The organism is Sorangium sp. So ce281 (assembly GCF_051527395.1).
GTDB classification, from domain to species: Bacteria; Myxococcota_A; Polyangia; order Polyangiales; family Polyangiaceae; genus Sorangium; species Sorangium cellulosum_B.
Genome location: NZ_CP150322.1, coordinates 10,954,088 through 10,978,369, shown reverse-complemented (window position 1 = coordinate 10,978,369; position 24,282 = coordinate 10,954,088). Strand labels below are relative to the sequence as shown.

Sequence of the window (24,282 nt, the reverse complement as noted above, 5' to 3'; positions counted from 1 at the left end):
GCCGGTTCCTGGAGGTCGGGTGATGCGCATCGGGTTGTTCGTCGCGAACGGCTTGGTTCTCGCGGGGGTCGTCTGGACGATCGGGCTCGGGCCGAGCGTCCGGGCGTCGCAGCTCCTGCCGTCGCGCGCCGCGGCGGGGGCCGACGAGCTCGCGGCGCTCGAGGCCCGCTACGCCGAGGGCAGGACGCCGGCCAGCGTCACCGCGCTCGCCGCGGCCTACCTGGAGCGCGATCAGCCGGGGCTCGCCTCCTCGGCCCTCGACGCGGCGCCCGGCGAGGTGCGCGCGCTCCCGGAGGCGGCGCACCTCTCGGCGCGGGCGCTCGTCCGCCGAGGCCGCGTCCGGGACGCCCTCGCCGCGTCCGAGCAGGCGTCGGCGGCCTGCGCGGCCGGCGCCTGCCCCGCGTGGCTCGCGGCCAAGTCCGAGCACCAGCGCGCGTTCCTCGAGCAGCTCGTCGCCGCGGGCGTCGAGGATCCGCAGGTCGACGCCGCCGCCGCCCGCGCTGCGCTCGACGCCTACGCGCGCAGCGCGAGCCAGGTGCGCCTCGTCGCGGTGCGCTAACGCGGCGCGGAGAACATCGACGCACGCGCAAACGGAAGCGCAGGCGTAAATGTACAGAGCAACTACAAACGAGGCGGCGAGACGGCGAGGCGGCGAGACGTACGATGTGATCTGCGATCGTCGAGGCCGTATCCAAGCTTGGAAACCCTGTCGTTGTCGAATGACGGTCACCGCCTTATGCCGTAGTCTTTGGCTTTGCTCGGCGCGTTCGTACCGGGGGCGCTGTCCGAGAGAACAACCGGTTGCGCTTGGGAGGGTCTCCCTCAGGTGGAACAGCCGCAAGCTCGCACGCTGGGCGCCCTGGCGACCGCATGGACAGGGTTGTACCGGCGCGGCACCGCCGTGGCGGCCGCGCTCGCCCTCACCGTCGCCGCGGGCTGTGCGCGGCCGATCACCAACGCGGGGCTGCCGATCCCCGCGGCGCAGCCGGGCATGGAGCAGCGCCCGTTCGAGCTGCGGCCGCCGTTCGAGCTGGCGACGAACGAGGACGCGATCGTCCGGATCGTCACCGACGTGACGTGCACGGGGACGCTCATCACCGAGGACCTGGTGCTCACCGCGCACCACTGCGTCGCGGCGCGGGACGACAACGGCAGGACGCTGCGCCGCGATCAGGACGCCGAGGCGATCTCGATCGAGCTCGGGGGCGACCACCTGCCGTGGGGCGACGTGAAGGTCCGCGCGGTGGTGTCGCCGGACTGCGGGTACACGTCGGGCGAGGGCGACATCGCCATCCTCGTGCTGTCGCGGCGCCTCGTCGGGATCCCGACCCTCCCGCCGCGGATCGAGGCCGAGCCGACCTCGAAGGAGCAGGTGACGCCCTACGGCTTCGGCCGCTGCGCGCTCTCGCGCGACCCGATCCACCTCGCGCCGCGGCTGGGCGGCGCGATCGACGCCGTGAGCCCGGGGCACTTCGTCGCGATCGCCTCGATCTGCCCCGGCGACTCGGGGGGGCCCGCGCGCAGCGATCGGGGGGGCGACGTCGTCGGCGTGATCTCGTCGAGCGTGATGGACGGTGACGAGCACACCACCGGGACCTCGTATTTCAGCCGCCTCGACGTGTGGCCCGAGCTCTTCTCCGCCGCCCGCGAGATCGCGGCGGGCGCGAGCCCGAGCGAGCTGCCGCCGTACCGGGGGTGCCTGCGTTGACGGCGCCGCGGCGTCGTCGCGCTGCGCTTGCCCGCCGCCCGCGGCCGGAGCTGCGCTAGGCTGCGCCGCTGCATGCGGAAGCTGTTCAACGGGCTGCTCTGGATCCTCGGAACCCTGCTGTTGCTCGGCGTCGTGCTCCGCGCCCTCGTCCTCGACGTCTGGGTGGTGCCGAACGACCCGATGCTCGGCGCCTCGCTCGCGCCGAGCCTCGCCCCGGGCGACGCGGTCGTCGTGCTGACGCGGGGCACGCCCGGCTTCGGCGAGCTGGTGCGGTGCCCGGATCCCGAGGCCCCCGGCAGCCACATCGTCGGCCGGATCGCGGGCTTGCCGGGCGACAAGGTCGACGTCGACCACACCGTCCTCCTCGTGAACGGGCAGCGCTACGACGCCGAGACGGCGTGCGCCGAGCCGAAGGTGAGCCTCACCGACCCGGCCACGGGCAACCCGGTGCAGCTCTCGTGCGACATGGTGATGATGGGCCCCGGCCTCCACCCCCGGGCGACGGGGCGCAGGCCCCCGCTCGAGCGCCGCCACCGCGTCGAGGTGCGGCCCGACACGGTCTTCCTGCTGAGCGACAACCGGAGCTACCACGACGACTCGCGCGACTTCGGGCTGCAGCCGCGCGCCGCGTGCAACCAGCGGATCGTCTTCCGGCTCTGGGGCGGCGCCGGCTGGAGCGACGACCGGCGCCGCTTCACCTTCGTGCGCTGAGCAGGGCCGGCCGTCGTCCTGCCAGCGTCACCTCGAGCTTGACCCCTCTGCTCATCGACGTCTAGAACCGTGTTTCTCTCCACCCGGGTCGGGGACCCCGCGCGAGCAGCGGCCCGGGTTCCCCGTCCTGGCTCGCTTCATCGGTCGGAGGTCCGCCACGGCGGCCTTCCACTGGCGCGGGTCGGAGAACCGCGGTCCGCGGTCCTCCAATGCACCGAGGAGACGTTTGCACACCGAGCAGAACGAGATTGGCATCGTCTGTGGCCAGTGCGACCTGTGGAGCCCGATGGGCACCGCGCGTTGCCCTGAGTGCGCGAACGACTTGGCCCTGTTCACGCCGCGCCGGGCGAGCTCGACGACCACGCCGGCCCGGCGCTCCCCGACGCCCATGGCCGGCAGCGCGGGCGCCCGGCTCGACCCGACGAGCGCGCGCGGTCAGGGCCGGGGCCCCAAGACCACCTCGTCCAAGAGCGAATTCGCCGAACTCTCCCAGGAGGAGCTGATGGAGCAAGCCCGTAACTACGTCTGCCGTTCCTGCTCGAGCGGTGTCCCCTCGGGCCACAAGTTCTGTGGGAGGTGCGGAACGGCGGTCCCGCCCGAGATCCTCAACGCGCAGACGCTGTTCTTCGGGGACATGCAGAACCCGGCGAAGGCGAAGCTGATCCTCATCCGCGGCGAGGGCATGGACGGCCTCTCGTTCCACCTCAAGGCGGAGCAGCACATCGTCGGCCGCAACGGGCAGCTCGTCTTCCCGGACGACCCGTTCGTCTCGCCGAAGCACGCGAACTTCTTCTACCGCGACGGCAAGCTGGTGGTGCGCGACGAGGGCTCGCTGAACGGCGTGTACATCCGCGTGCGCGGCACGATCGACATCACGCCGGGCGACACGTTCCTCGCGGGCGAGCAGCTCTTCCGGCTCGATCCGACGCCGCGCGCCTCCGACGGCCAGGATCCGGACGGGACCTTCTTCTACTCCTCGCCGAAGCACCCGAGCCCGTTCCGCCTGACGCAGGTGCTCCAGGGCGGCGCGGTCGGCATGACCGTCTGCGCGCGCGGCACCTCGCTGCAGATCGGGCGCGAGGGCGGCGACCTGAACTTCCCCGTCGACCTGTACATGTCGGGCTCGCACTGCCGCCTCGAGGAGCACAACGGCAAGTTCACGCTGACCGATCTCAACAGCCGCAACGGCACCTACGTGCGCATCAAGAGCGAGCGCGAGCTCGCCCACGGCGACTACCTCTTCATCGGCCGCAAGCTCCTGCGCGTCGAGCTCAACACGAACTGACGCTGGCCCGCGGGCGCGGCGCCCTCGCCCATGACCACCGCGCGCTCTGCCCTCGACGTCTTCCGCGCCGGCCCTGTCGCGTCGGGCGCGACGCTGTGGCGCAGCCGCGGCCAGCTCCACGTGACCCTCGTCGCCAAGGCGACCTTCGCGCTGGTGCCCGGCGGCGAGGCGCGGCGGAGCGAGCCGCTGGAGCTGGTGCGGAGCGAGGTCTACACGCGGGGCAACCCGATGAAGCCGCTGCTCGCGGCGAGCGATCTCGCGCCCTGGCTGGCGCGCGCCGAGGTGGTGCTCACCGGGCACGCGTGGGCGCCGGGCGGGGCGCCGGTGCGGCGGATGGCGGTGCGGCTCGCGATCCTGCGCGGGGACGCGGCGCTGGTCGACAAGCGCCTCGAGGTCGTGGGCGATCGGGCGGGCGGCGCCGCTGCGGGCGCGCAGCCCGAGCCGTTCGTGAAGATGCCGATCGAGTACCAGCGCACGTATGGCGGCCCCGGGGAGCCGGAGAACCCGCTCGGCGTCGGGGCCGGCGCCGGCGAGCGCGCGGGCGGCGGCGGCGCGCTGCCCAACCTGCTGCCGCCGGGCGGGGGGCGCGCGCCCATCGGCCTCGGGCCGATCCCACCGATCGTGCCGAGCCGGACGCGGCTGCTCCGCGGGCTCGCGCGCGCCGAGCTGGAGGGGATCGCGTCGATCCCGGACGATTTCGACTGGTCGTACTTCCAGTCCGCGCCGGCGGATCAGCGGTTCGATCGGGTGCTCGGCGGCGAGGAGATCGTGCTGGAGGGCCTGAGCCAGCACCACCCGGCGCTGGCGACGCGCCTGCCGGCGCTGCGGGCGCTCGCGACCATCCTCCTGCCGAACGGCGCGGCGCGGTGGCTGCCGCTCGTGGGCGACACGCTGATCGTGCAGCCCGACGCCGAGCGCTGCGCGGTGGTCTTCCGCGGGAGCTTCCAGGTGGCCTCGGAGGAGGTGCTCCCGGCGCTGCGCGCCGCGGTGGGCGTGGAGGTCGGGGACGAGCCGGTGCCGTGGCCGGACCTCAGCGAGGCGCCCGCGGGCGCGCCGAGCGCGATGGGCGCGGCCGCGGGGGAGAGCGCGAAGCGGACGGACTGGAGCTCCACGGTGCGGCTCGGGGAGGGCGACGTGGTGGATGCGCCGGTGAGCGTCGCGGGCGTCGCGTCCGGGCGAGGGCCGGCGCGCGAGGGGGCGCACCCGCTGGAGGGCACGTTCCCGCTCGATGACACGCTGCCGCCCGCGGGGAGCGAGCGGAGGCCGCGCGAGGCGCGCGCCGTGCCCTTGCCGCCCGTGAGGGTCCGAGGCGCGGGCCAGGACGACGCGGTGAGCGCGCCGTTTCCGATCGCGCCTGCGGGGGCGCACGGCGAGCGGGAGGGCGGCGAGCGCCCGAACGCGCCGTGGGCGGCGGGCCGCGCGACGGCGATCCCGGCGATCGCGTCGCCGCTGGAGGGCACGGTCGATCTGAGCGAGCCGGAGGCCACGCCTGCGCCCGCGCAGACTGCACCTGCGCCCGCGCAAGACGCAGAGCCCGCACCCGCGAGGGTTGCCGCGCCTGCGCTCGCGCAGGCCGCCGACTCCGCACCCCCGCAGGCCGCCACGCCTGCACCCGCGCAGGCCGCAGACCCCGCACCCGCGCCGATCGCCACGCCCGCGCCCGCACCGATCGCCGCGCCCGCGCGCGCGTCCGAGCCGCTGCCGCTGCCCGCGCCGGAGCGCGCTCCGCAGGTCGAACGTTCGCCCGAGCCGCGCGCGCCGCCGTCCGCGTCGAAGCGAGAGCGGCCCAATCTCCTTGGCAGCCTGTACAAGCGCTTCCGCAAGGACTGAGCCGGAGCGAGGATGGAGGGACCACCATGTCGGAGGGAGCCGTGGTTCGGGAGCGCGCCTCATCTGCGCGCACCGAGGAGTACCTGGGGCCGGCGCACGTGCTGGAAGCCCGCGGGCCGGCGGTGGTGGTCGAGCTGCCGGACGGGGGGAGCGCTGAGGCGACGATGGCGCTGGCGATCCCCTACGCGCCGGCGGTGGGCGACGTGCTCCTGGTGATCGGCCGCGGCGCGCGCCTCTATGTCATCGGCGTCCTGCACGGGACCGGCAAGGTGACGCTGGAGCTCCAGGGCGACGTCGACGTCCGGGCCGCGGGCGGAGCGCTCAGGCTATCCGGGGACCGGGGCGTGGAGCTCCGGGGCCCGGAGGTGGACCTGCACGGCGACAAGGTGCGGGTGTTCGCGGGGTCGCTCGTGCAGAAGGCGGCGTCGCTCGTCCAGCGCGTGACCGACCTGTTCAGCCTGCACGCGCGCGAGAGCCACACGGTGGTGGACGGGTCCGCGACGACGAAGGCGAAGAGCGCGACGGTGCTGACCGAGGAGACGATGACGATCAACGGGAAGGAGATCCACCTGGGGTAGCTCGAGGGCATCGAGCCATCGAGTCACCGAAGGCCTCAAGGGCTGCAGCCACGGGTCTCATTAGTAGGGAGAACCCTTCCGCCCTTTCTTCCAATCGTAGTCGTTGCCGTGACGCTTGTTGGCCACGTCAATCACGTACGGCGTGACCGTGCCATCGGGCTCCTGGCGGTATTCGAACAGGATGCCCCCCGATCCGCCGGTGATGTGGCGGTGATACCTCATCCCTGCGCTGATGCCCTTGATGCGCTCATCTCGGAGGTAACCTTCCGCCAGGTTTTTCAGGACCAGATCATTGCTCCGGCTCTTGGGGATATCGGCTTCGCTGAGGCCTTCCGCGAATCGTACCGGGTTGATTGTCCAGGTGGCGCGATCGTGCCGGTTGAAGCGCGCGAGCCTGTCTTGCACCGCGTTCAGGCGTGCTTGAGCGTCATGCTCCTGTTGGCCAAGGTCGATGTGCAGCCCCTCGAGGTACGCCCTTGTGTCCGTCTGGAGAGGCTCCCAGAAGACGCCGTCCGAGCCTGCGAATGGTCTGAGATGTCCGAGCGTGTCCTTCGCCCAGCGGCTCAGAGCGTCGTCAGGAGACCTCGATGCAGCCGTGACAGCATTGATCAGTTGATTGCCCAGCGCGACTAGAGCGTCATGCTCGATTTCTTCCGCGGTGGGAGCGGGCGGTGGCGGCGGTGGTGGTGGTGGCTGCGGCGGCGGCGGTGGCTGCGGCGGCGGCTGTTGCTGCGGCGGCGGCGGTGGCTGCGGCGGCGGCGGCTGTTGCTGCGGCGGCGGTGGCTGCTGCGGCGGCGGCGGCTGTTGCTGCGGCGGCGGCGGCGGCGGCGGCGGCGGCGGCGGTGGCTGCGGCGGCGGCGGCTGATGCTGCTGCGGCGGCGGCTGTTGCTGCGGCGGCGGCGGCGATTGCGGAGCCTGGGAGGCTCCCCCACCCCAGTACCATCGCGCCAATGCTCCTGCGACGCCGCCTACCACCATGCCTACGCCCACGCCGATGGGGCCGCCGACCATTGCCCCGGCGGCCGCCAGGACGGTCGCGGGGGTAGCCACGCTTGCCGCCGTCTGCGCCGAAGGGAGGTGAGCGGCGATCGAATTGACAATGCTGGGAGCGGTCCCTCTACCGGCCGTCGCTCCATGGAGCGGTATCGATGTACTGCCGGGGCTGTTTTTCTTTCTACGCTTCACCGCTCCCCCCCCGCGGTCCCCACGTCGCGCTCCGGTGCCACGCCCACCCCCTGCACCTCCGCCCCCCCCGGCAGCGTCACCCGCACCGCCGCCGCCATGCGCGCGCCCCCCTCGCCCGCGCACAGCGCCAGTCCCACCGCCTTGCCGTGGGTCCGCTCCCCCGCGATCGCCGCCCGCCCGTGCGCCTTCAGGCACCCCGCGAACAGCTCCGCCGCCGACGCCGTCCCGCGGTTCACCAGGATCGTCACCGGCACCCCATACGGCGCCTCCTGCCCCGACCGATAGACCGTCTCGTCCCCGTCGCCGTCCGTCACCACCGCCACGACGCTCCCCGCCGGCAGGAAATCGCCCGCCAGCTCCACGAACGCCCGCAGCTCTCCTCCAGGGTTGTCGCGCAGGTCGATCACGAGCTCGCGCATCCCCTCCGCCTCGAGCGCCCCCATCGCCCGGTACACCAGCGCCGGCACGTCCAGCGAGAACACCCGGATCCGGATCACCCCGACGCCGTCGCCCAGCAGCGCGTGCGCGACGTTCCCCGGGCCCGGGAGCACCTCCTCCGGCGCCGCCGCGCACGTGTAGAACACGTTCACCGCGCTCGGCACCAGCACCGCGCCCACCGCGTTGTTCCCGGCGTTCCCGGTGGTCGGACAGGTGAGGTTGATCGCCGGTAGCCCCTCGATGATCACCTTGGAGTTGCCCGCCACGTAGGCGCCGACATCCATGTAGAGCGGGTGCGCCACCCCGGGCTCCATCCCGAAGGTCATCGGGATGGTCGTGCCGAGGTTCAGCGCGTTCATCATCGACACCTTCACCTTCACCGAGAAATTCACCGCCATCGCGTTGAGCGCGAAGTTCGGGTACGGAATCGGCACCACCACCGGCCCCACCGGCGTCAGGCACACGTCCGGGAACCCGATGCTCATCCCGGCGCCGTTGTTGCTCGCAGGCAGCATTCCGTCCGCTCCTTCCGCTCTTATCGCGGCGGACGCGGGGGCGTGTACGCCTCCGCCTCCAGCCGGTCGACGTCCGTCCGGCGCGCGCCGAGCAGCCTCGCGCCGGAGAAGCGCGCGCCCTTGTCGTGGAGGGCGTGCAGGTTGGCGCCGCCGAGATCGGCCTCGCTGAAGTCGGCCTCCTCGACCCGCGCGTGCGACAGGTTCGCGCGCTCGAGGCGCGCCGAGAGGAAGAGCGCGCCGCGGGCCTCGGCATGATCGAGCATGGCGTCCCGGAGATCCGCGGCGGCGAGGTTCGCGCCGGCGAGGTCCGCCCGGGTGAACGTGGCGTACCGGAGCATCGCTCGAGAGAGCTTCGCCCCGCGCAGCGAGGCGCCGCCGAAATAGGCGGCCTTTGCCACGACCCCGGGCAGGCTCGCGCCGTCCAGCGCGGCCTCGCGGAGCCTGGCCTGCGTCAGGATCGATCCCTCGAGATCGGCGCCGCGCAGGTTCGCCTTCGAGAAATCGCTGCCCATGAAATCGCAGTCGCGGAGGATCATCCGCTCGAGGTTCGCCTCCATGAAGGCGCAGCGGTGCACCGTGAGGCCGGCGAAGGAGACGGCGCGCAGATCCACGCCGGTGAAATCGACGCGATCGAAGATCGTCTTGCCGAGCACGGCGCCCTCCAGCGCGGCCCCGCGGAGGAGCGCCTGCTGGAGCACCGCGCGCGTCAGGTTCGCGCGCGTGAGCCGCGCCCTGTCGAGGATGCAGCGGACGAGGCGCGCGGCCGTGAGATCGGCGCCCTCGAGATCGGCCTCGATGAGGATCACCGACTCGAGATCGCGGCCCGAGAGGTCCACGCCGCGGAGGATCGAGCGCGAGAGGTCGCAGCCGAGGAGGCTCGCGCCCCGGAGATCCGCGCCGGTGAGATCGCAGTCCGAGAGGATCGAGCGCTCGAGGCGGGCGCCGCGCAGGCTCGCGCCGCGCAGGTCGGCGCCGCGCAGCGAGCAGAGGGAGAGATCCGCGCCCGTGAGGTCGAGGCCGGAGAGATCCGCGCCCGTGAGATCGGCCCCGGCGAGGTCCTTGCCCGCGAGCTCGGGCCGGCCGAGCTTTGCCTCGTCGAGGACCACGCCGTGCATGCGCTTCGGGAAGCGGGCGCCGCGCAGGTCCGCCTTGACGAAGACCGCGCGATCGAGCTCCGCGCCGTCGAGGTCCGCGCCGCCGAGATCGGCCCCGACGAAGGCGCCGGCCTCGACGCGGGCGCGGACGAGGCGCGCGCGGCGGAGGTTGGCGCGGGTGAAGGAGGCGCGCGTGATGCGGGCCTCCGTGAGATCCGCGCCCTCGAGGTTCGCGAGATCGAGGCGCGAGCCCTCGATTGTCGCGCCCGCGAGCCGGGCGCCGGACCAGTCCGAGCCCACCGCCTCGACCTCGACGATCGTCGCGCCGGAGAGATCGGCGCGGGCGAGGCGCTGGTACGAGAGCTTCGCGCGGGTCAGCGTCGCGCCGGCGAGGCGCGCGCCCTCGAGGTTCGAGCCCAGCACGAGCGCGCCGTCCAGCGCGCAGCCCGCGAGGTCCGCGTCGCGCAGGTCGCACTCGACGAAATGCGCGCCCGAGAGCGCGCTGCCCGCGAGCCGCGCGCCGCGCAGGCTGGTGCGGAGGAACTTGACGCGGGCGAGATCGAGGTTCGTGAGATCCCGGCCCGAGAGGTCGAGGCCGTCGAGGCGGGCGCCGTGGAGCGGCGCGCCGGCGCGGATGCGGTCGAGCAGCTCCTCGACGCTCTTCACGCGCCCTCCAGGCTGGAGCGCCGCAGGTTCGCCCCCTCGAAATCGCAGCCGGCGGCGCTCGCGCCCTCGAGGCGGGCGCCGTACAGGCTCGCCCCGGCGAAGGAGGCGCCGTCGAGGCGCGCCTTGCAGAGGTCCGCGCCGAAGAGGTCGGCCTGCGCGAGGTCGGCGCGCTCGAGCGAGGCGCGGTAGAAGCGGCTCCCGCGCAGGACCGCGCACGCGAAGCGCGCGCCCCGGGCCGAGGCCCAGGAGAGGTGCGCCCGCGGGAGGGACGCGTACCGGAGGTCGGCGCCGTCGAGCTTCGCCCGGAGCAGCGCCGCGCCCTCGCCGCGCGCTTCCACGAGCGTCGCGCGCTCGAGATCGGCGTCGGTGAAGCTCGTGCGCGGCAGGGAGGCGCCCGTGAGATCCGCGTCCGTCGCGGAGGATCCGGCGCACATGCACCCGACGAGCGCCGCGCCCCGCAAGGAGGCCCGATCGAGCTTCGCCCCCTGGAGGACGGCGCCGTCGAGGTGGAGCTCCTCCCCGTCGATCTCGCGGAGGTCGGCCCCGTCGAGCAGCGCGCCGCGCCCCCGCGCCCTCGCCAGGCGGGCGCGGGCGAGATCGGCGCGGGTGAAGATGGCCTGGTCGAGCGTCGCGCCGCGCAGATCGGCGCCCGCGGCGCGCGCGCCGGTGAGGTTCGCCTGGGAGAGGTCGGCGCCCGGGAGCGCGGCGCCCTCGAGGTTCGCCTCGAACAGCACGGCCCGCGAGAGATCCGCGTTCGAGAGGTCCGCCCCCGAGAGGTTCGCGCCCGAGAGGAGCGCGCCGGCGAGCTTCGCGCCGGAGAGGTCGCGGCCCGAGAGGTCCTGCCCGGAGAGATCGCGCCCCGAGAGGTCGACGCCCGGGCCGGGCTCGGGCGGCGGCGCCGCGGCCTCGCCGGGGAGCCGGTAGCCGGGGACGATCTCGCGGAGGCGGGGATCGCGAAGCAGCGCGTCGAGGCGGTCGACGCCCTCGAGCGCCGTCCCACGCGCGGCCGCGTCCCGCCGGAGCACCTCGACGCGCGCGACGAGCGCGTCGAGCGCGCCGCCCATCGGGACGCGCGGCGTGCCCGCGGGCGTGGCCGGGAGGTACGCGGCCTGCCGCTGGGCCGGGAGCCGCGCGAGCGCCTGCGCGATGGTGCGCTCGAGGTCGACGCCCTCGGGGGTGCGCAGGGCCCGGAGCTTCGCGACGAGCTGCCGCACGCGGTCCTGCTCCGGCGCGTGGAGACCACCGAGCCGCTCGGCGAGGAGCTTCGATACCGGATCCTCCTCGTCCGCAGGCGCCGGCCGCGGCGCGCCGTCGCGGACGAGATCGTAGGCGTCGCGCATCTCCGGCGGGAGATCCTCGAGGCCGCGCGGATCGCGGGCGAGCTGGGCGAGCTTCTCCCGGTAGTGGTCGAGCGGGAGCGGCGCGGCGTCCAGCGGCTCGGCGGCGATCACGACGGCGCGCACGTCGGCGAGGTCGTCCTCGGCCACCTCGGCGTGGCCGCGCCAGGTCAGCGTCACGAGGCCCGCGTCCGGCTCGACGAAGAGGGTGTCGAGGCTCATGCGGGCGTCCTGCACGCGGCCCTGGGCGTCCTCGACGACCGCGCGGATCCGGAGGCCCGGCAGGCGAAACGAGGCGGTCTGCGCGGCGGGGTGGAGGTTCAGGAGCGTGACCTCCTCGTCGCCGCGCAGGTGGCCGACGAGGCGCTGATCCGGCGGGGCGGCCTGGAAATAGGCCCAGTCGAAGTCCTCGGCGTACCAGGGGGCGCGGGTCTTCCGGTACGAGGGGCCGTACTCCTTGCCGAGCATCCGGCGGTGCTCGGGCGAGTCCGGGTGGATCGGCCCGAAGGGCGCGGGCACCCGGCGGCCCTCGCGCGGCGCCGGGACGAGCAGCGATTTCGACCAGCTCCCGACCGCGAACCCGACGGGGTGCTCGCGCTGCGGCTCGCCGGGAGGCGGGTGGCAGGCGCCGCGGAGCAGAAGATCCGCGGCCGGCTTCCAGTCGGCGAAATCGCCGGGGTACGTGCATTCGCCGTCGCGCTCGCCGTCGCCCCCCTCGAAGGTCGCGGCGGTCAGCGCCCCCTGCGCGAGCTGCCCTTCCAGCGGCGCGAGCGGCTCGCCCAGGCGGAGCGAGAAGCGGCCACGGACGACGAGGACCACCTCGGGCTGCGGCGGCCTCCGCGAGCAGACCTTGGCGCCGAAGGGGAAGGGCGTGAGGTTCTTGGTCTGCATCAGAACAGGTTGATGACGCCGGACATCAGGTTGTACGCCCCGGTGCTCACCGACTCGGCCGACGAGACGCTCGAGCAGATGTTCTTCACGTTGGTGCGGAACTGGGAGAGCTCCTGCCGGTTGGTCAGGTTGAGCTCGGCCTTGGGGCCCATGTTGATCGAGACCCCCACCGTGAGAGAGACCTCGAGCATGGCCGCGATCGTCAGCTCGACCAGGCCGCCGATCGTGACCTCCTCGGTGGCGCCGACGGTGATCGACGCCGCATTGCCGATGGTGACGTCGCTCGTATTGCCGATGGTCACCGACTGGACCTCGCCGATGGTGGTATCCGACACGAGCGAGGCGGTCGTCGTGCTGGACACGGTGCTCGCCGTGGTCTCGTCGCTGATCGAGGTCGCGTTCGTGGTGCTGGAGATGGTCTGCGCGGTGGTCTCGTCGCTGATCGCGGTCGCCGTCGTCTTGCTCGCGATCTGGTCGGCCCAGGTCTCGTCGGAGATCAGCGGCACGGGGCAGGCCGCTGAGCCGGTATACGACTCGATCCGCTGCGCCCAGGTGGAGCTCAGGCAGGTGGGGTTCGGCCGCTCGGTCGTGGGGGCCTCGGAGCCGGTGATGCTGGTTTGCTTGTTGCCGTAAAAGCGATCGAACGTGTCGCCGTGATAGGTGGTGTCGACGTCGCCCTTCTCGGTCTTCTCGGTGACCTTCCAGGTGCCGTTGTAGTTCTGGACCCATTCGATGGTGGTGGCGGCGGTCCAGAGATCGGTGGCGTCCTGGATATGGCCGCCGGAGACGTCCCAGCCGGCGGTGTCCTCCTGCCGGCCGAGGACGAGCATGCGGTAATTGCCCTTGATGACCTCGACCTTGTCGCCGCGCGTGGTGGTGATGCGGTTGCCGTCGGAGTGGTCGCGCCAGCCGCCCTTGGTGTGGAGCTTCGCGGTCTCGGCCTGCCGCTCGGCCTCGGGGAGGAAATCGGGGCAGCCGTCGCGCTTGCGGGTGTCGTCGATGAACGAGGTGACCCGGGCGGCGAGGTCCTCGCCGGTCGCCCTCGGCGCGCCGGGGTTGGCGGCGAGGCTCGGGTCCTTGACCGCGCCGAGGCGGAGATACGAGCCCATCGCCTCGGCCTCGGACGCTGCATCGTTGAAATTGGGGACCTCGATGAGGAGGTATTTCCCGTTGATCCCCTCACCCTCGCGCGTACCCATGCGTGCCTCCGCGTCGGGTACAGTACCAGGCGAGCCGCGGAGGAGGCGTGACGATGAACCGAGAGCCGACGCAATCCCTGAGGTGCAGCGAGCCGTCCCTACCCGCCGCCGCCCCGCCGTGCGGTGAGCCCGCGGCCGCGACGGCGCACCGCGCGCCCGGCGCCGTGACGATGGCCACGGCGTCCGCCCCCGCGCGCATCCGCGAGGCCCCGGACGCAGAGCCCCCGTGCAGCGCGCCGATCGCGCGGGCGGCGTGCGCCGAGGGCCCGGAGGACGCGGCTGGGCCGGTGGAGGATCCCCCGCCAGCGCCGTCTCCGGACGACCGAGAGCTCCTGGAGGCGCCGGTGCGAGCGAGCGCCGGAGGGCCGCGGGAGGTGCCACCGTCGCCGCTGCGGGCGAGCGCCGGAGGGCCGCGCGAAGCGCCGCCGTTGCGCCCGGGGGCGAGCGCCGGCGGGCCACGGGAAGCGCCGTCCCAGGGCGGCCCGGGGGCGCCCGATCACCTGCCGTTCCGCGGGCTCAGTGCAGCGGAATCGGCGCTGCGCCCGCCGCGCGCGGCGCCGATGGAAGCGCTTCAAGAGGCGAAGGCCGCGCTCCGGGACCGGGCACGGCAGGCGCCGATCCTGCGGCTCGACTCCAGCGATTTCTCCTGCGACCTCCTCCGGGTGCGCGGGGTGCACGGCAAAGAGGCCATCGGCCAGCTCTTCTCGTACGACATCGACGTCGTGTGCAGCGACGGCGCCGAGCTCTCGATCGAACAGGTGCTGGGGGCGGCGGCGTCGCTCGTGTTCGAGGTCGAGGGCGCGGACGAGCGGACCGTACACGGCATGATCGCCGAGGTGGAGGACCGGCACGAGGCGGAGACCGCCTTCCGCTCCTACCGGCTCCGGCTCGCGCCGCGGGCGTTCCGCGCGACGCTGGTGGAGCTCCAGCAGGTCTTCCTCGACATCAGCGTGCCAGAGCTCATCCAGCACAAGCTCGCGATGGTGGGGCTCGGGCCCGACGACGTGGTGATGCGCCTCTACCGCGATCACCCCGACCGGGAGATGATCGTCCAGTACAAGGAGACGGATCTGGCCTTCATCTCGCGGCTCGCCGAGCACCTCGGGATCTCGTTCTTCTTCGAGCACGAGTCCGGCCGCGACGTGATGGTGTTCACCGACGAGCCGACGGGCTTCCAGCCGCTGCCGGGGGGAGACGCGGTGGTGTTCCGGCCGCGGGGCGAGCGGCGCGACATGTTCGAGCTCAGGGAGCAGGCCAGGGCCTTCCCCGCGACGTACGTCATGCAGGAGTACAACTACCGGACGCCAAGGCTCGACATGACGGGGGCGCACGAGTCGCCGGCGGGCCTCGGGGGCGGCGTCGTCGAGTACGGCGCCCACCACAAGACGCCGGAGGAGGGCCAGCAGCTGGCGCGGATCCGCGCGGAGGAGCGGGCCTCGTCGAGCCGCTATTTCGAGTGCCAGAGCGACGAGCTCCGGCTCATCCCGGGGGCCGTCTTCGGGCTCGAGGGCCACCCGCGGCTCGACGGCGAGCGGTTCCTGGCCGTCGAGGTCGAGCACCGCGCGGTGCAGCCGGTGGCCATCGAGGGCGGGGCCGGCGGCGAGCAGGAGTACGTCAACCGCGCGCGCCTGGTGCGCGCCGCGCAGGCCTACCGCCCGCCGCGGACGGCGCCGCGGCCGAAGATCCACGGGGTGGTGACGGCGCTGGTGGAGCCGCTCCCGGACGGCGAGATCGGGGACGTCTCGCCGATCGACGAGCAGGGGCGCTACCGGGTGCGCTTCCACTTCGACGCGGGGGATCCCGCGTCGCGCGCGTTCCCCTCGCGGCTCGTGCGGATGATCCAGCCGCACGCCGGGCCGAACTACGGCATCCATTTCCCGCTCAAGCCCGGCATCGAGGTGCTGATGGTCTTCCTCGACGGCGACCCCGATCGGCCGATGATCGTGGGCGCCGCGCCGAGCCCGATCACGCCGTCCCCGGTGACCCGGGAGGTGAACCTGATGCACCGGATCGAGACGTCGACCGGCATCCTCATCGAGATGCGGGACTGCCCGCCGCGCGGGTGACGCGGGCCCCCGCTATTTCTTGCGCCCCGCCCGGCCGCTCAGGCGGCTGATCGCGTCGCCCGCGGCCCAGGCGACGCGGGCCGCCGCGTTCAGGGAGCGGACCATCGCCTCGGGCACCTGCGCGATCAGCCGCTCCAGATCGACCGGGCCGTCGATCGACGGCAGGAGCTGCTCCATCAGGTCGGCGAACAGGTCGTACTTGCGCGACAGGTCGTCGAGCCGCGAGCGCATCGCGTCGGCCTCCGCGCCCTGCGCGTCGCCGAGCAGCGCGAGGGCGCGCCGCGCGAGGGCGCGCTTGTCCTGCACCACGCGGCGCAGGCGGCCGAGGTACGCGCCGACGATCACGTCGGGGTACTTGCCGCGCAGCGCGAACGAGTCGTGACGCGCGCCCGACTCCCGCCGGCGCTCGATGATCCCGGCCGCCTCGAGGCCGCGCAGGTTGGCGAAGATGTTGCTTTTGGAGCGGCCGAGCTCCTGGCTGAGCTCGTCCATCGAGCGCGGCTCGTCCGCCAGGTAGAGCGCCGCCACGACCTGTCCACCCAGCCGGGTGATGCCGGGGAACGACGCGGCGATCTCGGCGCCGACCCCCTCGAGCAGCGCCTGCCGCGCCGCCGCGACCCGCTCGTCCGAGGCGCTCCCGTCGCCCTCCTCACCCGTTGCGGGCGGCTGCGGCGGGTGCGCTGTCGGCGACGTCGGCCTCCGGGCGGTCATGATGGGTGACTCACATAACGATCTTTCACGAATGCGCCAAGCGGCGAGCGCGCGATCATCTCGCCCACCTCGAGCGCCAGGCTGCTCGACCCGTCCCGCGCGCCGTCGAAGCGCGCCGGAGGATCCCGTCCGGATCGAGGATCCACGCCTCCTGGAAGGCTGCGTGCCGTACGTGTCCAGCACGATCTGGCGTCGGGGTCGAACAGGACCAGGAACGGCGGATCGCCGTTCGGGGAGGGCGGCGATCGGGTGCTGCCGCCGGGGGTGGGGGCGGCTCTCGGGGCGGAACAGCGTAGCAGGCGCAGGCGCCTGCACGCCGAGCTGCAAGGGAGTCATGCTCTACTGCTGTCCGGCCGGGAAGACGTATACGACAGCGGGCTGCCGGTAACCTCGCACCTGCCGGTCCGCGCCTCCCGCACCGTTTTCTGCGCCCCGACGCGCGGGGGCGGCGCGTTCACCTGGGCCGCTGCGCCTCGTCGCCCCTCGCTCTCTCTCCCATCCAGCACCGGCGCCGACGTGGATGGGCGCGACGCGCCACTACCGTGGAGGAGGCGAGACGCGGAGGGGCAGGCCGAGCGCGGTGGCTTTGTCCTGGTTCATGACCACGGTGTCGCATGTCAGGCCGAGGAGCTCCGCGTACGCCCGGATCGACCAGGCGATCTGGTCCTTCATCGTGCTGATCGGCTTCATCCGCGTGGCGACGTCGACCTTGAGCACGAAGATGAGCCGCACGCGCGAGCGGACGCGCAGCCGCTCGGGGAGCTCCCCGGCGAGGGTGGCGCCGATGCCTGTGTCGCCCCCGCGCCACGCGCTCTGGAGCATGACCAGGGAGTCCCGCCCCTTGGCGATCAGGCAGTCTGCGAGGTGGCCGGGCGCATCGCGCCCGGTGTAGTCCTTGACCTCGAGGAGGACGACACGGCCGCGGCCGGGATCCCAGTACGTGAAGTCCATCTCCGCGACGCCCGCGCCCGAGAGCCGCCGGTAGGTGGGGAGGTCCTCGAAGCGGAACCACGCGACGTCGGGTGGGGTGAAGGCGAAGCCCGATTCTTCCACCATGGGCGTCAACCCGCCATCGCGAGGTCGACGTCCTCATCACCCATCGAGAGCTCTTCCTCGACGATCTCGTTGGGTGGCATGCCCTCGGAGAGATCATGAAAGCTCCCGCTCACGTGGCCCTCGCGGTTCGTGAGGGCGCAGAGGCGCACGTCCGCCTTGTGCTGCCTGGCCACGAGCTCGAGCTGCTTCAGGATGAAGTAGCTGTGCGTCGCCATGAAGATCTGGACGCCTGCGAGCGACACGTCGTGGAGCATGCGCACCAGCGCGCGGGCCGCCGCGGGGTGCAGGTTGGTCTCGGGCTCGTCGATGAACAGCACGGTGTTCCGCCGGAGCTCGCCGTTCTGGATGAGCCTCGCGAAGAGGCCGATTTTCTTGATTCCCTCGGCGACCTGGGACATCCAGAACTGATCGTCGCCCCGGCGGAACACGAACCTACCGCTCTCGCGGACGATCTCGCCCGAGAACAGCGAGCGGAGGGAGCTGAGCACGCGGCGCAGGCTGTCCGGGAGATCTTGCTGCATCACCTCGCCGCGGAGCGCGACCGCGAGGTCGTAGTACGTGTCGTCGAAGCCGAAGCGCTTGTCCTGCTCGTGGAGCGACGTGATGGCGTCGACCGACGTGAGGATCTCCTTCGGGGGGATGAACAGAGCGCGCAGGTTCGGCTGCGGGCCGCCGTCATCGTCCACGCGAAGCGACCGTACGTCGGAGGCCGAGAGGAACGCGGAGTACACCGCATTGCACAGCGTGGCGCCAAAGGCGGCGTCCTCGGGACTGCGCTTCCTCACGAGGTCTCCGAGGCGCGCGCTCGCGGGCTGGAACGTCCACATGAGCTTCTCGGCGAGGACCTCCCCCAGGGAGGGGCGGTCGGCGTCCATCCGCCGCGTGTAGTCCTGCACGCTCCTGGCGAGCGCATAGCCCAGCTTGAGGAGCGTGCTCTTGCCGGTGTCATTGCGGCCGATGACCACGTTGATCCGGCCGAGGCCTTTCCAGCCGAACGCCTCGAAAGGGCCGAAGTCGAAGACGCCGAGCTCGTCGAAGAGCGCGCTGTCCTGCCCGGCGAGATCGGGCGGGGGCTCGCCCGCCGCGGCCTCGAGGACGCTCTCGCTCTTCCCCGGCACAGGTCGCCTCGAGGGCGCGAGCGCGCGCCGGATATCCAGGTACGGCTCGCCCTCGACGTCGCTGTCCTCTCCGCGCGTGACGAAGGGCAGCTTCACGAGCGCCGCGCGCACGACGCGGGCGAAGGCGTCGGGGTCGAGCGCGCCCGAGAACCCCTGGGGCACCCGGAAGAGCGTCGCCGTGGCCGCGCCCGTGAACGGGAGCCCGAGCTTGCGGGCGAGCTCGATCTGGTAGCGCAGGTAGGCACGCTTCTCGTCGCCCTTCTCGCGATCGAAGAGGGCGAGGCTCACCGGGATCACCGCGTCCTCGAGCATCGCGCCCTCGCCCTCGGGCGAGACGTCGAGGATGCGCTGGGTGACCGTGCTCCAGACGATCTGGCGGTTGCGCGGCGCGGTCGCGACCTCGAGCGCGAGCTGCCCGTAATAGCGCGGCTTGGCGCGCCACGTGCTCCAGCGGGCGACGAGCTTGACGTGTCCGCCCTTCCATGAGCAGTCGAGCCGCACCGCCGAAGGCCACGGGCCGTCGCGCTGCTCATCGAGGCCAGGGATCGGCTTCCCGTAGGGGAGCGCGGGCCACGCGATCGGCGGCTCGCGCTGCGGGGTGACGTGGATCGTCACCCCCTCGATCTCCACGTCGAGCGGCCGCGCCGCGCCGAGGAGGGCTTTGCCCGCCTCGAACGCGAGCACGTTGGCGGCTTCGAGCTTCATGGGTGGATCCTAAGCGCCCTCACCGCCCTCGGGAAGGAGCCCTTCAGGAATCGTCGGCGCAGACGTCGACGGACCCCGCGCGCGGCTTGCTCTTGTAGATATCAGCCGGGCAGCTGCCCCAGCGCGAGACCATCTCGCCCACCTCGATGGCCAGGCTGCTCGACCAGTCCCGCGCGCCGTCGAAGCGGGCCCGGATGATCCCGTTCGGGTCGATGATCCACGTCTCCGGGTAGAGCTGCGTGCCGTACTGGTCCATCACGACCTTGGACTCCGGGTCGAAGAGGACCGGGAACGGCGGGTCTCCGTTCAAGGCCACCTTGAGCGCGTCGCGCACGTCGTCCGGCCCCTCGTCGGTCGAGACGGTGAGGACGACGATGTCGTTCCGCGACCGGGCGATCCGGCCGAGCTCCGCGAGCGCCGGCATCTCTTGCAGGCACGGAGCGCAGGTCTTGGTCCAGAAGTTCAGGAAGACCGTCTTGCCCCGGAAGGACGACAGCCGGACGGGCTTGCCGTTCATGTCCGGCAGCTCGAAGTCCGGCGCGAGCCGGTTCCGGCCGGCGTACGCGGGGCGCAGGGCGCAGATCGCCTCGCAGCCGGTGGTACGCTGGTCATTCTGCGCGGCGTGCACGAAGCCGTAGACGGCGACCGCAGCGACGAGGATGAAGGCGAGCTGCGCGAGGGTCGTCCACTTCACGGGGATTCGCATAGCGTAGCGCGGCGCAGGGCGAAAGCGGGCCGAAACGCCCCGCCCTCGCCGTTCGACGCCGTGCTTCACTCCGGGCCGGAGAGCAGCCGCTCGAGCCGCCGCTCGTCGACGCGGTACTTCATGATCTTCCGCCCATCGAGCTCGACCACGGGGACCTCCCAGTCGTACAGCGCTCGCTTCTCCGGGCCGGCCTCCCGGTCGAGGTCGACGACGGCGAGCTCGAACGGCAGCCGGGCGCGCACGCGCTCGAGCGCGGCGTGGGCCTCCTCGCAGAGGTGGCAGCGCTCGCGCGTGAAGAGGGTCAGCGTCTTCATCGTCACGTGGCACCCTCCGGGCCGGGCTGCCGCCCCGCTCACCCCGCCGCGAGCAGCGGCAGGCTCTGGCGGCGCGGCGGCTCCGGCCGCTTGATCTTCTCGAACGCGCGCTCGTAGTCCCGGAACGAGCCGCCCGCGTGCACCGCCTGCAGCACGGCGTGCCCCTCGGCCTCGCCGCCCGCGGCCAGCACCGCCTCGACCCACGCCCAGCGCGCGCTCGTGGCCCGCACGTCCGCGCGGCCCCGCAGCCCGCGGCGGAGCCGATCGAGCCGCTTGTTCACGACGTCGATCCCGGCGAAGCGCGCGCCGTGGAGCGGCGTGTTGCGCTTCGGGCAGAACGGCGCGATCCCGAGCGCGACCGGCACGATCCGGGAGAGCTCCGTGACGAAGGAGACGCACTCGTCGATGTCGGCGTCGGTCTCGCCGGGGACACCCACCATCAGGTACAGCTTGAGCCGATTCATCCCGTGCTGCCGCGCGAGCTCAGCGGCCCGCTGGAGGTGCCTGGGCCGGGCGCGCCGCTCGAGCGTCTCGCGGACCCGCTCGCTCGTGCCGTCCATCGCCGTCGTGAGCGTCTTGTAGCCCGCGAGCCGCAGCGCGCCGACGAACTCGTCGGTCAGCCGGTCCGGCCGGAGGCTGCTCAGCCCGACCTCGCAGCCCCGCTCGGCGAGCGTCCTGACCACCTCGACGATCTTCGGGTGATCGCTGACCGCGGCGCCGACGAGGCCGACGCGCCTCGCGTCCTCGGGGATGAGCTCGAGGAGGCGCTCCTTCGGGACGATGCGCATGCCGCCGTTGGTCGAGCGGCGCATCACGCAGTAGGTGCACCCGCGCGAGCAGCCCCGCTCCGCCTCGATGAGGAACATGTTCGAGAGCTCGGTCTCCTCGGCCCGGATCGGCGACCAGGCGGGGAGGAGCGCGTTGTCGCACTGCGCGACCGGGGGCATCTCCGCGCCGTGGCGCGCGGGGACGAAGACATGGGGGAGGGCCGCCAGCGCGTCGAGCGCCGCCTCCCGCGACGAGGCGTCCCGCAGCACGCGGAGCGCCTCCACGGCCAGGGTGTCGGCCTCGCCCATGATGATCGCGTCGGCGAACACCGCGAGCGGCAGCGGGTTCGAGAACGTGAGCGGACCGCCCGCGAGGACGAACGGATCGCGAAAGGCGCGCTTTTCCCGGAGCGCCGGTATCCCCGCCAGCTCGAGCAGGCGGACGACCCCGGCGAGCTCGAGCTCGTAGGCCACCGAGAGCGCGATGACCGGGAAATCGGAGATGGGGCGGAGCCCCTCGTACGTGATCGGGGGGCCGTCCGCGCCCTGGCCCTCGTCGTCCGGCAGGAAGGCCCGCTCGCACGCCATCCCGGGCTCGGCCTGGATGGTCTTGTAGATCTGGAGGAAGCCGAGCGAGCTCATTCCGGCCCGGTACGGCGAGGGGTAAGACAGCGCGACGCGGAAGGGCGCCTGCTTGTCGATACGACCGATCTCGCCCGCCAGGCGGCGGCGGATCGTGGTCGTCATCGCGCTTCGAGACATCGTCCCAGCGTCGCTCAGGGGACGTCCAGGCGCAAGGATGGGAGGCCAGCTGACAGCCGTCCGGAGCGGGGATTTTTTCCAGCTCACGGCTCGCCGTTCTTCCCTGGCGCGCGCGCGCGCGTGTCCGGCGGCGGCCCCCCGCCGCGGCGACCCGGGGCCGGGCGCGGCGGCTCGCCCGGGCGGGACCAGAGGACGCGCTCGCCGTCGGTCTCCCAGGTCAGGGCGCCGCCGCGGTCCGTGCGCGCGATCGCGACGCCGCTGGCCGAGAGGCGGGAGAGCACCTCCGGGCTCGGGTGCCCGAAGCGGTTGCGGACGCCGGAGGACACGGCGGCGATCGAGGGGTCGACGGCCGCGAGGAGCGCCGCGCCGGTCGACGTCCGGCTGCCGTGGTGCCCCACCTTGAGCAGATCGGCGCGGAGCGCGGCGCCGTAGCGCGCCACGAGCGCGTCCTCGGCCTCGTGCTCCGCGTCGCCCACGAGCAGCGCGGATCGAGCCCCGTAGGTGATGCGCACGACGAACGAGTTGTCGTTGGCACCCCGGTCGGGGTGGAGCTCCGGGCACGGCGCGAGCACCTCGATCGTCGCCCCCGAGAGGACCCGCGGCCTGCCGCAGAGCGCGTCGGGCCGCACGATGGGCACGCCGCGCCGGCGCAGATCCGACAGGAGCTTCCGGTAGACCGGGCCCGCGCCCTCGGCCTCGCCCTGGCCGGTGTCCCAGAGCTCGCCGACCTCGACGCCCTCCACCGTGGCCGGCAGGCCGCCGAAGTGATCGGGGTGCGGGTGCGAGAGGACGACCGCGTCGAGGCGCGCGCGGCGGCGCGACCGCAGCAGCGGCCGGAGCACGCGCGCGCCCGTGTCGACGGGGCTGCCCACGAAGCCGCCCGCGTCGACGAGCATCGCGCCGCCCTCGGGGAGGTCGATCAGGATGGCGTCGCCCTGCCCCACGTCGAGGACGTTGACGCGCAGCACGCCGCGCGGCGCGCCCGCGCGCGTGGCAGCGCCCTCGAGCAGCAGCCACGCGGCGGCGCCGGCGGCGAGCGCGGCGAGCCGGCGGCCGCGGCGCTCCGCGGCCCACGCGAGCGCGATCGCGGCGGCGAGCGCGGCCAGCTGGGCGGGCGACGGCTCGGGCAGGCGCAGCACCACGCCGGTCTCCGCCGAGGCGCGGGCCACGGCGCGGACCGCGAGCAGCGCGCCCGACCCGACGAGCGCGCACCCGCGCTCGACCGGCGGCGCCCACGAGAGCACGGCGTGCGCGAGGCAGAACGGGAGCGCCGCCAGCTCGCCGATCGGCGCGGCGACCACGTTCGCCGCCACGCCGAGCAGCGGGAACGTCTCCCCGTTCATGAGCAGCAGCGGCGTGCACCCGAACATGGCGGCGAGCGTCGTCGCCAGCGGCGCGAGGACCTTGCGCGCGAGCTCCCGCGGCGGCGACGCGCCCGGCCCGCCCTCGGCGCCGCCGTCGCCGCGCTCCCGCTCGCCGGGGACGAGCAGCGCGGCGAGCGGCCGCTGCAGCCAGAGCAGCCCGGCGGTGGCGGCCGCGGACAGGCCGAACGAGAGATCCCACGCGACGAGCGGATCGACGGCGGCGGCGCCCGCCAGCGACAGGGCGAAGCAGCGGACGCCCACCGGGCGGAGGCCGAGGAGGCGGGCGCCCATCGCGCAGCTGAGCATCGCCGCGGCGCGCATCGCCGAGCCGCCGCCGCCGGCGAAGTCGGCGTAGAGCCACGCGGCGGGCACGCACAGCGCCGCGGTGATGCGGCCCGCGTCCCAGCGGGCGGCGATCGGCCCGACGCGGACGAGGATCGCGCGGAGCGCCGCGGCGAAGCCCGCCACCGCGAGCACGAGGTGCGTCCCCGAGACCGCGAGCAGGTGCGCGAGGCCGCTCTCGCGGAACGCCTCCTGGTCCTCGGGCGCGAGGTCGGTCTCGCCGAGCACGAGCGCGCGCCCGAGCGCCACCGCGTCGGGGTGGAACGTCGCCTCGATGCGCCCGCGCACGAAGGCCCGCGCGCGATCGACGGCCGCGGCGACAGAGCGCCCCTCCGACGTCCGCCGCGCCTCGACGATCGTCCCGCTCGCGACGATCCCGCTCCGCGCGATCGCGGCGGTCGCGTTCCGGAGCCCCTCGTTCCGGAACAGGTGGATCGGCGCGAGGTCCACGGTGACCTCGAGCCGGTCGCCCCGGGCGAGGTCCAGCGGCGCGCCGTAGAGGCGCGCCCGGAGCGGCCCCTGCAGCGCTCGCCCGCCGCACGTCCCGCCGGAGAGCTCCACGTCGATGCGCGAGGCCGGCGGCTCGTCGTCCACGCCGCGCGCCCCGGCGGAGCGCCGCTGCGCCGCCCCGACCACGACCGGCGAGCCGACGACGGCGCACGCCACCTCGCAGCGCGCCGGCGGCTGCAGCAGCGCGAGGGCGCCATCGTAGGCGGCGCCCGCGCCGTCGAGCAGCGCGCGGGCGCGGAGGCCGCTCACGACGAGCGCCACCCCGGCGGCGGCGAGCGCGGCGCGGCCGGCCCGGCGGCGGAGCGCCGCCGCGGCGAGCGCGGCACCGAGCGCCGTGGCCAGCGGAGAGAGGGCGAGCGGCGCGCCCGCGGCGAGCGCGAGGCCGAAGAGGAGGACGGGATCGATCACGGCCCCGCCGCCCCGC

Annotated in this window: 19 protein-coding genes; 7 read left to right on the top strand and 12 right to left on the bottom strand. The window is 73.6% G+C overall.

Translation table 11 applies throughout. From position 1 onward, the window contains the following. The first annotated feature begins 22 nt into the window (after positions 1-22). The 6 genes from WMF27_RS42125 (at position 23) to WMF27_RS42100 (ending at position 6,112) form a co-directional block, all read left to right on the top strand. Positions 23-559 carry a hypothetical protein gene (locus WMF27_RS42125; protein WP_437763257.1) on the top strand — a complete coding sequence of 179 codons (537 nt, stop codon included), beginning with the start codon at positions 23-25 and terminating at the stop codon, positions 557-559. A gap of 267 nt (positions 560-826) precedes the next feature. Continuing rightward, entirely contained in the window at positions 827-1,708 is an 882-nt protein-coding gene (locus tag WMF27_RS42120) for a trypsin-like serine peptidase (protein WP_437763258.1), read from the top strand. Positions 1,709-1,780: 72 nt separating this feature from the next. After that, positions 1,781-2,419: a signal peptidase I gene (lepB, locus tag WMF27_RS42115; RefSeq protein WP_437763259.1), complete on the top strand. Its 639-nt coding sequence runs from the start codon at positions 1,781-1,783 to the stop codon at positions 2,417-2,419. A 226-nt stretch (positions 2,420-2,645) separates the two neighbouring features. Further along, on the top strand, positions 2,646-3,704 hold the full coding sequence (locus tag WMF27_RS42110; RefSeq protein WP_437763260.1) for an FHA domain-containing protein: 1,059 nt from the start codon (positions 2,646-2,648) through the stop codon (positions 3,702-3,704). Between the two features lie 30 nt (positions 3,705-3,734). After that, positions 3,735-5,534: a DUF2169 family type VI secretion system accessory protein gene (locus WMF27_RS42105; RefSeq protein ID WP_437763261.1), complete on the top strand. Its 1,800-nt coding sequence runs from the start codon at positions 3,735-3,737 to the stop codon at positions 5,532-5,534. A gap of 26 nt (positions 5,535-5,560) precedes the next feature. Then, positions 5,561-6,112: a DUF3540 domain-containing protein gene (locus tag WMF27_RS42100; RefSeq protein ID WP_437763262.1), complete on the top strand. Its 552-nt coding sequence runs from the start codon at positions 5,561-5,563 to the stop codon at positions 6,110-6,112. A 60-nt stretch (positions 6,113-6,172) separates the two neighbouring features. Here WMF27_RS42100 and WMF27_RS42095 read toward each other — a convergent pair whose 3' ends face one another. The 5 genes from WMF27_RS42095 to WMF27_RS42075 all read right to left on the bottom strand — a co-directional run bounded on the left by WMF27_RS42095 (position 6,173) and on the right by WMF27_RS42075 (position 13,437). After that, positions 6,173-7,162 (bottom strand): hypothetical protein, encoded by a 990-nt coding sequence (locus tag WMF27_RS42095; protein ID WP_437763263.1) that lies wholly within the window; start codon positions 7,160-7,162, stop codon positions 6,173-6,175. Positions 7,163-7,293: 131 nt separating this feature from the next. Next, the gene (locus WMF27_RS42090) at positions 7,294-8,250 is read right to left on the bottom strand and encodes a S41 family peptidase (protein ID WP_437763264.1); all 957 of its coding nucleotides are present in this window, start codon (positions 8,248-8,250) and stop codon (positions 7,294-7,296) included. Between the two features lie 20 nt (positions 8,251-8,270). Continuing rightward, positions 8,271-10,010, bottom strand: a complete 1,740-nt coding sequence (locus WMF27_RS42085) for a pentapeptide repeat-containing protein (RefSeq protein ID WP_437763265.1) — start codon at positions 10,008-10,010, stop codon at positions 8,271-8,273. Then, positions 10,007-12,238 carry a DUF2169 family type VI secretion system accessory protein gene (locus WMF27_RS42080; RefSeq protein ID WP_437763266.1) on the bottom strand — a complete coding sequence of 744 codons (2,232 nt, stop codon included), beginning with the start codon at positions 12,236-12,238 and terminating at the stop codon, positions 10,007-10,009. The genes WMF27_RS42085 and WMF27_RS42080 overlap by 4 nt, the downstream gene beginning before the upstream one ends. Further along, the gene (locus WMF27_RS42075; RefSeq protein ID WP_437763267.1) at positions 12,238-13,437 is read right to left on the bottom strand and encodes a hypothetical protein; all 1,200 of its coding nucleotides are present in this window, start codon (positions 13,435-13,437) and stop codon (positions 12,238-12,240) included. Before WMF27_RS42075 ends, WMF27_RS42080 begins: the two co-directional genes overlap by 1 nt. A gap of 53 nt (positions 13,438-13,490) precedes the next feature. Here WMF27_RS42075 and tssI point away from each other — a divergent pair, with 53 nt between their 5' ends. Next, positions 13,491-15,503, top strand: a complete 2,013-nt coding sequence (tssI, locus tag WMF27_RS42070) for a type VI secretion system tip protein TssI/VgrG (protein ID WP_437763268.1) — start codon at positions 13,491-13,493, stop codon at positions 15,501-15,503. A gap of 12 nt (positions 15,504-15,515) precedes the next feature. Here tssI and WMF27_RS42065 read toward each other — a convergent pair whose 3' ends face one another. The 7 genes from WMF27_RS42065 to WMF27_RS42035 all read right to left on the bottom strand — a co-directional run bounded on the left by WMF27_RS42065 (position 15,516) and on the right by WMF27_RS42035 (position 24,266). Beyond that, positions 15,516-16,214: a GbsR/MarR family transcriptional regulator gene (locus WMF27_RS42065; RefSeq protein WP_437763269.1), complete on the bottom strand. Its 699-nt coding sequence runs from the start codon at positions 16,212-16,214 to the stop codon at positions 15,516-15,518. Between the two features lie 537 nt (positions 16,215-16,751). Next, positions 16,752-17,270, bottom strand: coding sequence for a hypothetical protein (locus WMF27_RS42060; RefSeq protein ID WP_437763270.1), 519 nt, complete (start codon positions 17,268-17,270; stop codon positions 16,752-16,754). 5 nt (positions 17,271-17,275) lie between these two features. Next, positions 17,276-19,093 carry an AAA family ATPase gene (locus WMF27_RS42055; RefSeq protein ID WP_437763271.1) on the bottom strand — a complete coding sequence of 606 codons (1,818 nt, stop codon included), beginning with the start codon at positions 19,091-19,093 and terminating at the stop codon, positions 17,276-17,278. Positions 19,094-19,136: 43 nt separating this feature from the next. Then, the gene (locus WMF27_RS42050; protein ID WP_437943500.1) at positions 19,137-19,787 is read right to left on the bottom strand and encodes a TlpA family protein disulfide reductase; all 651 of its coding nucleotides are present in this window, start codon (positions 19,785-19,787) and stop codon (positions 19,137-19,139) included. A 77-nt stretch (positions 19,788-19,864) separates the two neighbouring features. Beyond that, positions 19,865-20,113, bottom strand: coding sequence for a glutaredoxin family protein (locus tag WMF27_RS42045; RefSeq protein WP_272101817.1), 249 nt, complete (start codon positions 20,111-20,113; stop codon positions 19,865-19,867). A gap of 38 nt (positions 20,114-20,151) precedes the next feature. Continuing rightward, complete coding sequence (locus WMF27_RS42040; protein WP_437943499.1) at positions 20,152-21,627, bottom strand: B12-binding domain-containing radical SAM protein; 1,476 nt, start codon at positions 21,625-21,627, stop codon at positions 20,152-20,154. 98 nt (positions 21,628-21,725) lie between these two features. Continuing rightward, the gene (locus WMF27_RS42035; RefSeq protein ID WP_437943498.1) at positions 21,726-24,266 is read right to left on the bottom strand and encodes a DNA internalization-related competence protein ComEC/Rec2; all 2,541 of its coding nucleotides are present in this window, start codon (positions 24,264-24,266) and stop codon (positions 21,726-21,728) included. Positions 24,267-24,282 lie beyond the last annotated feature (16 nt).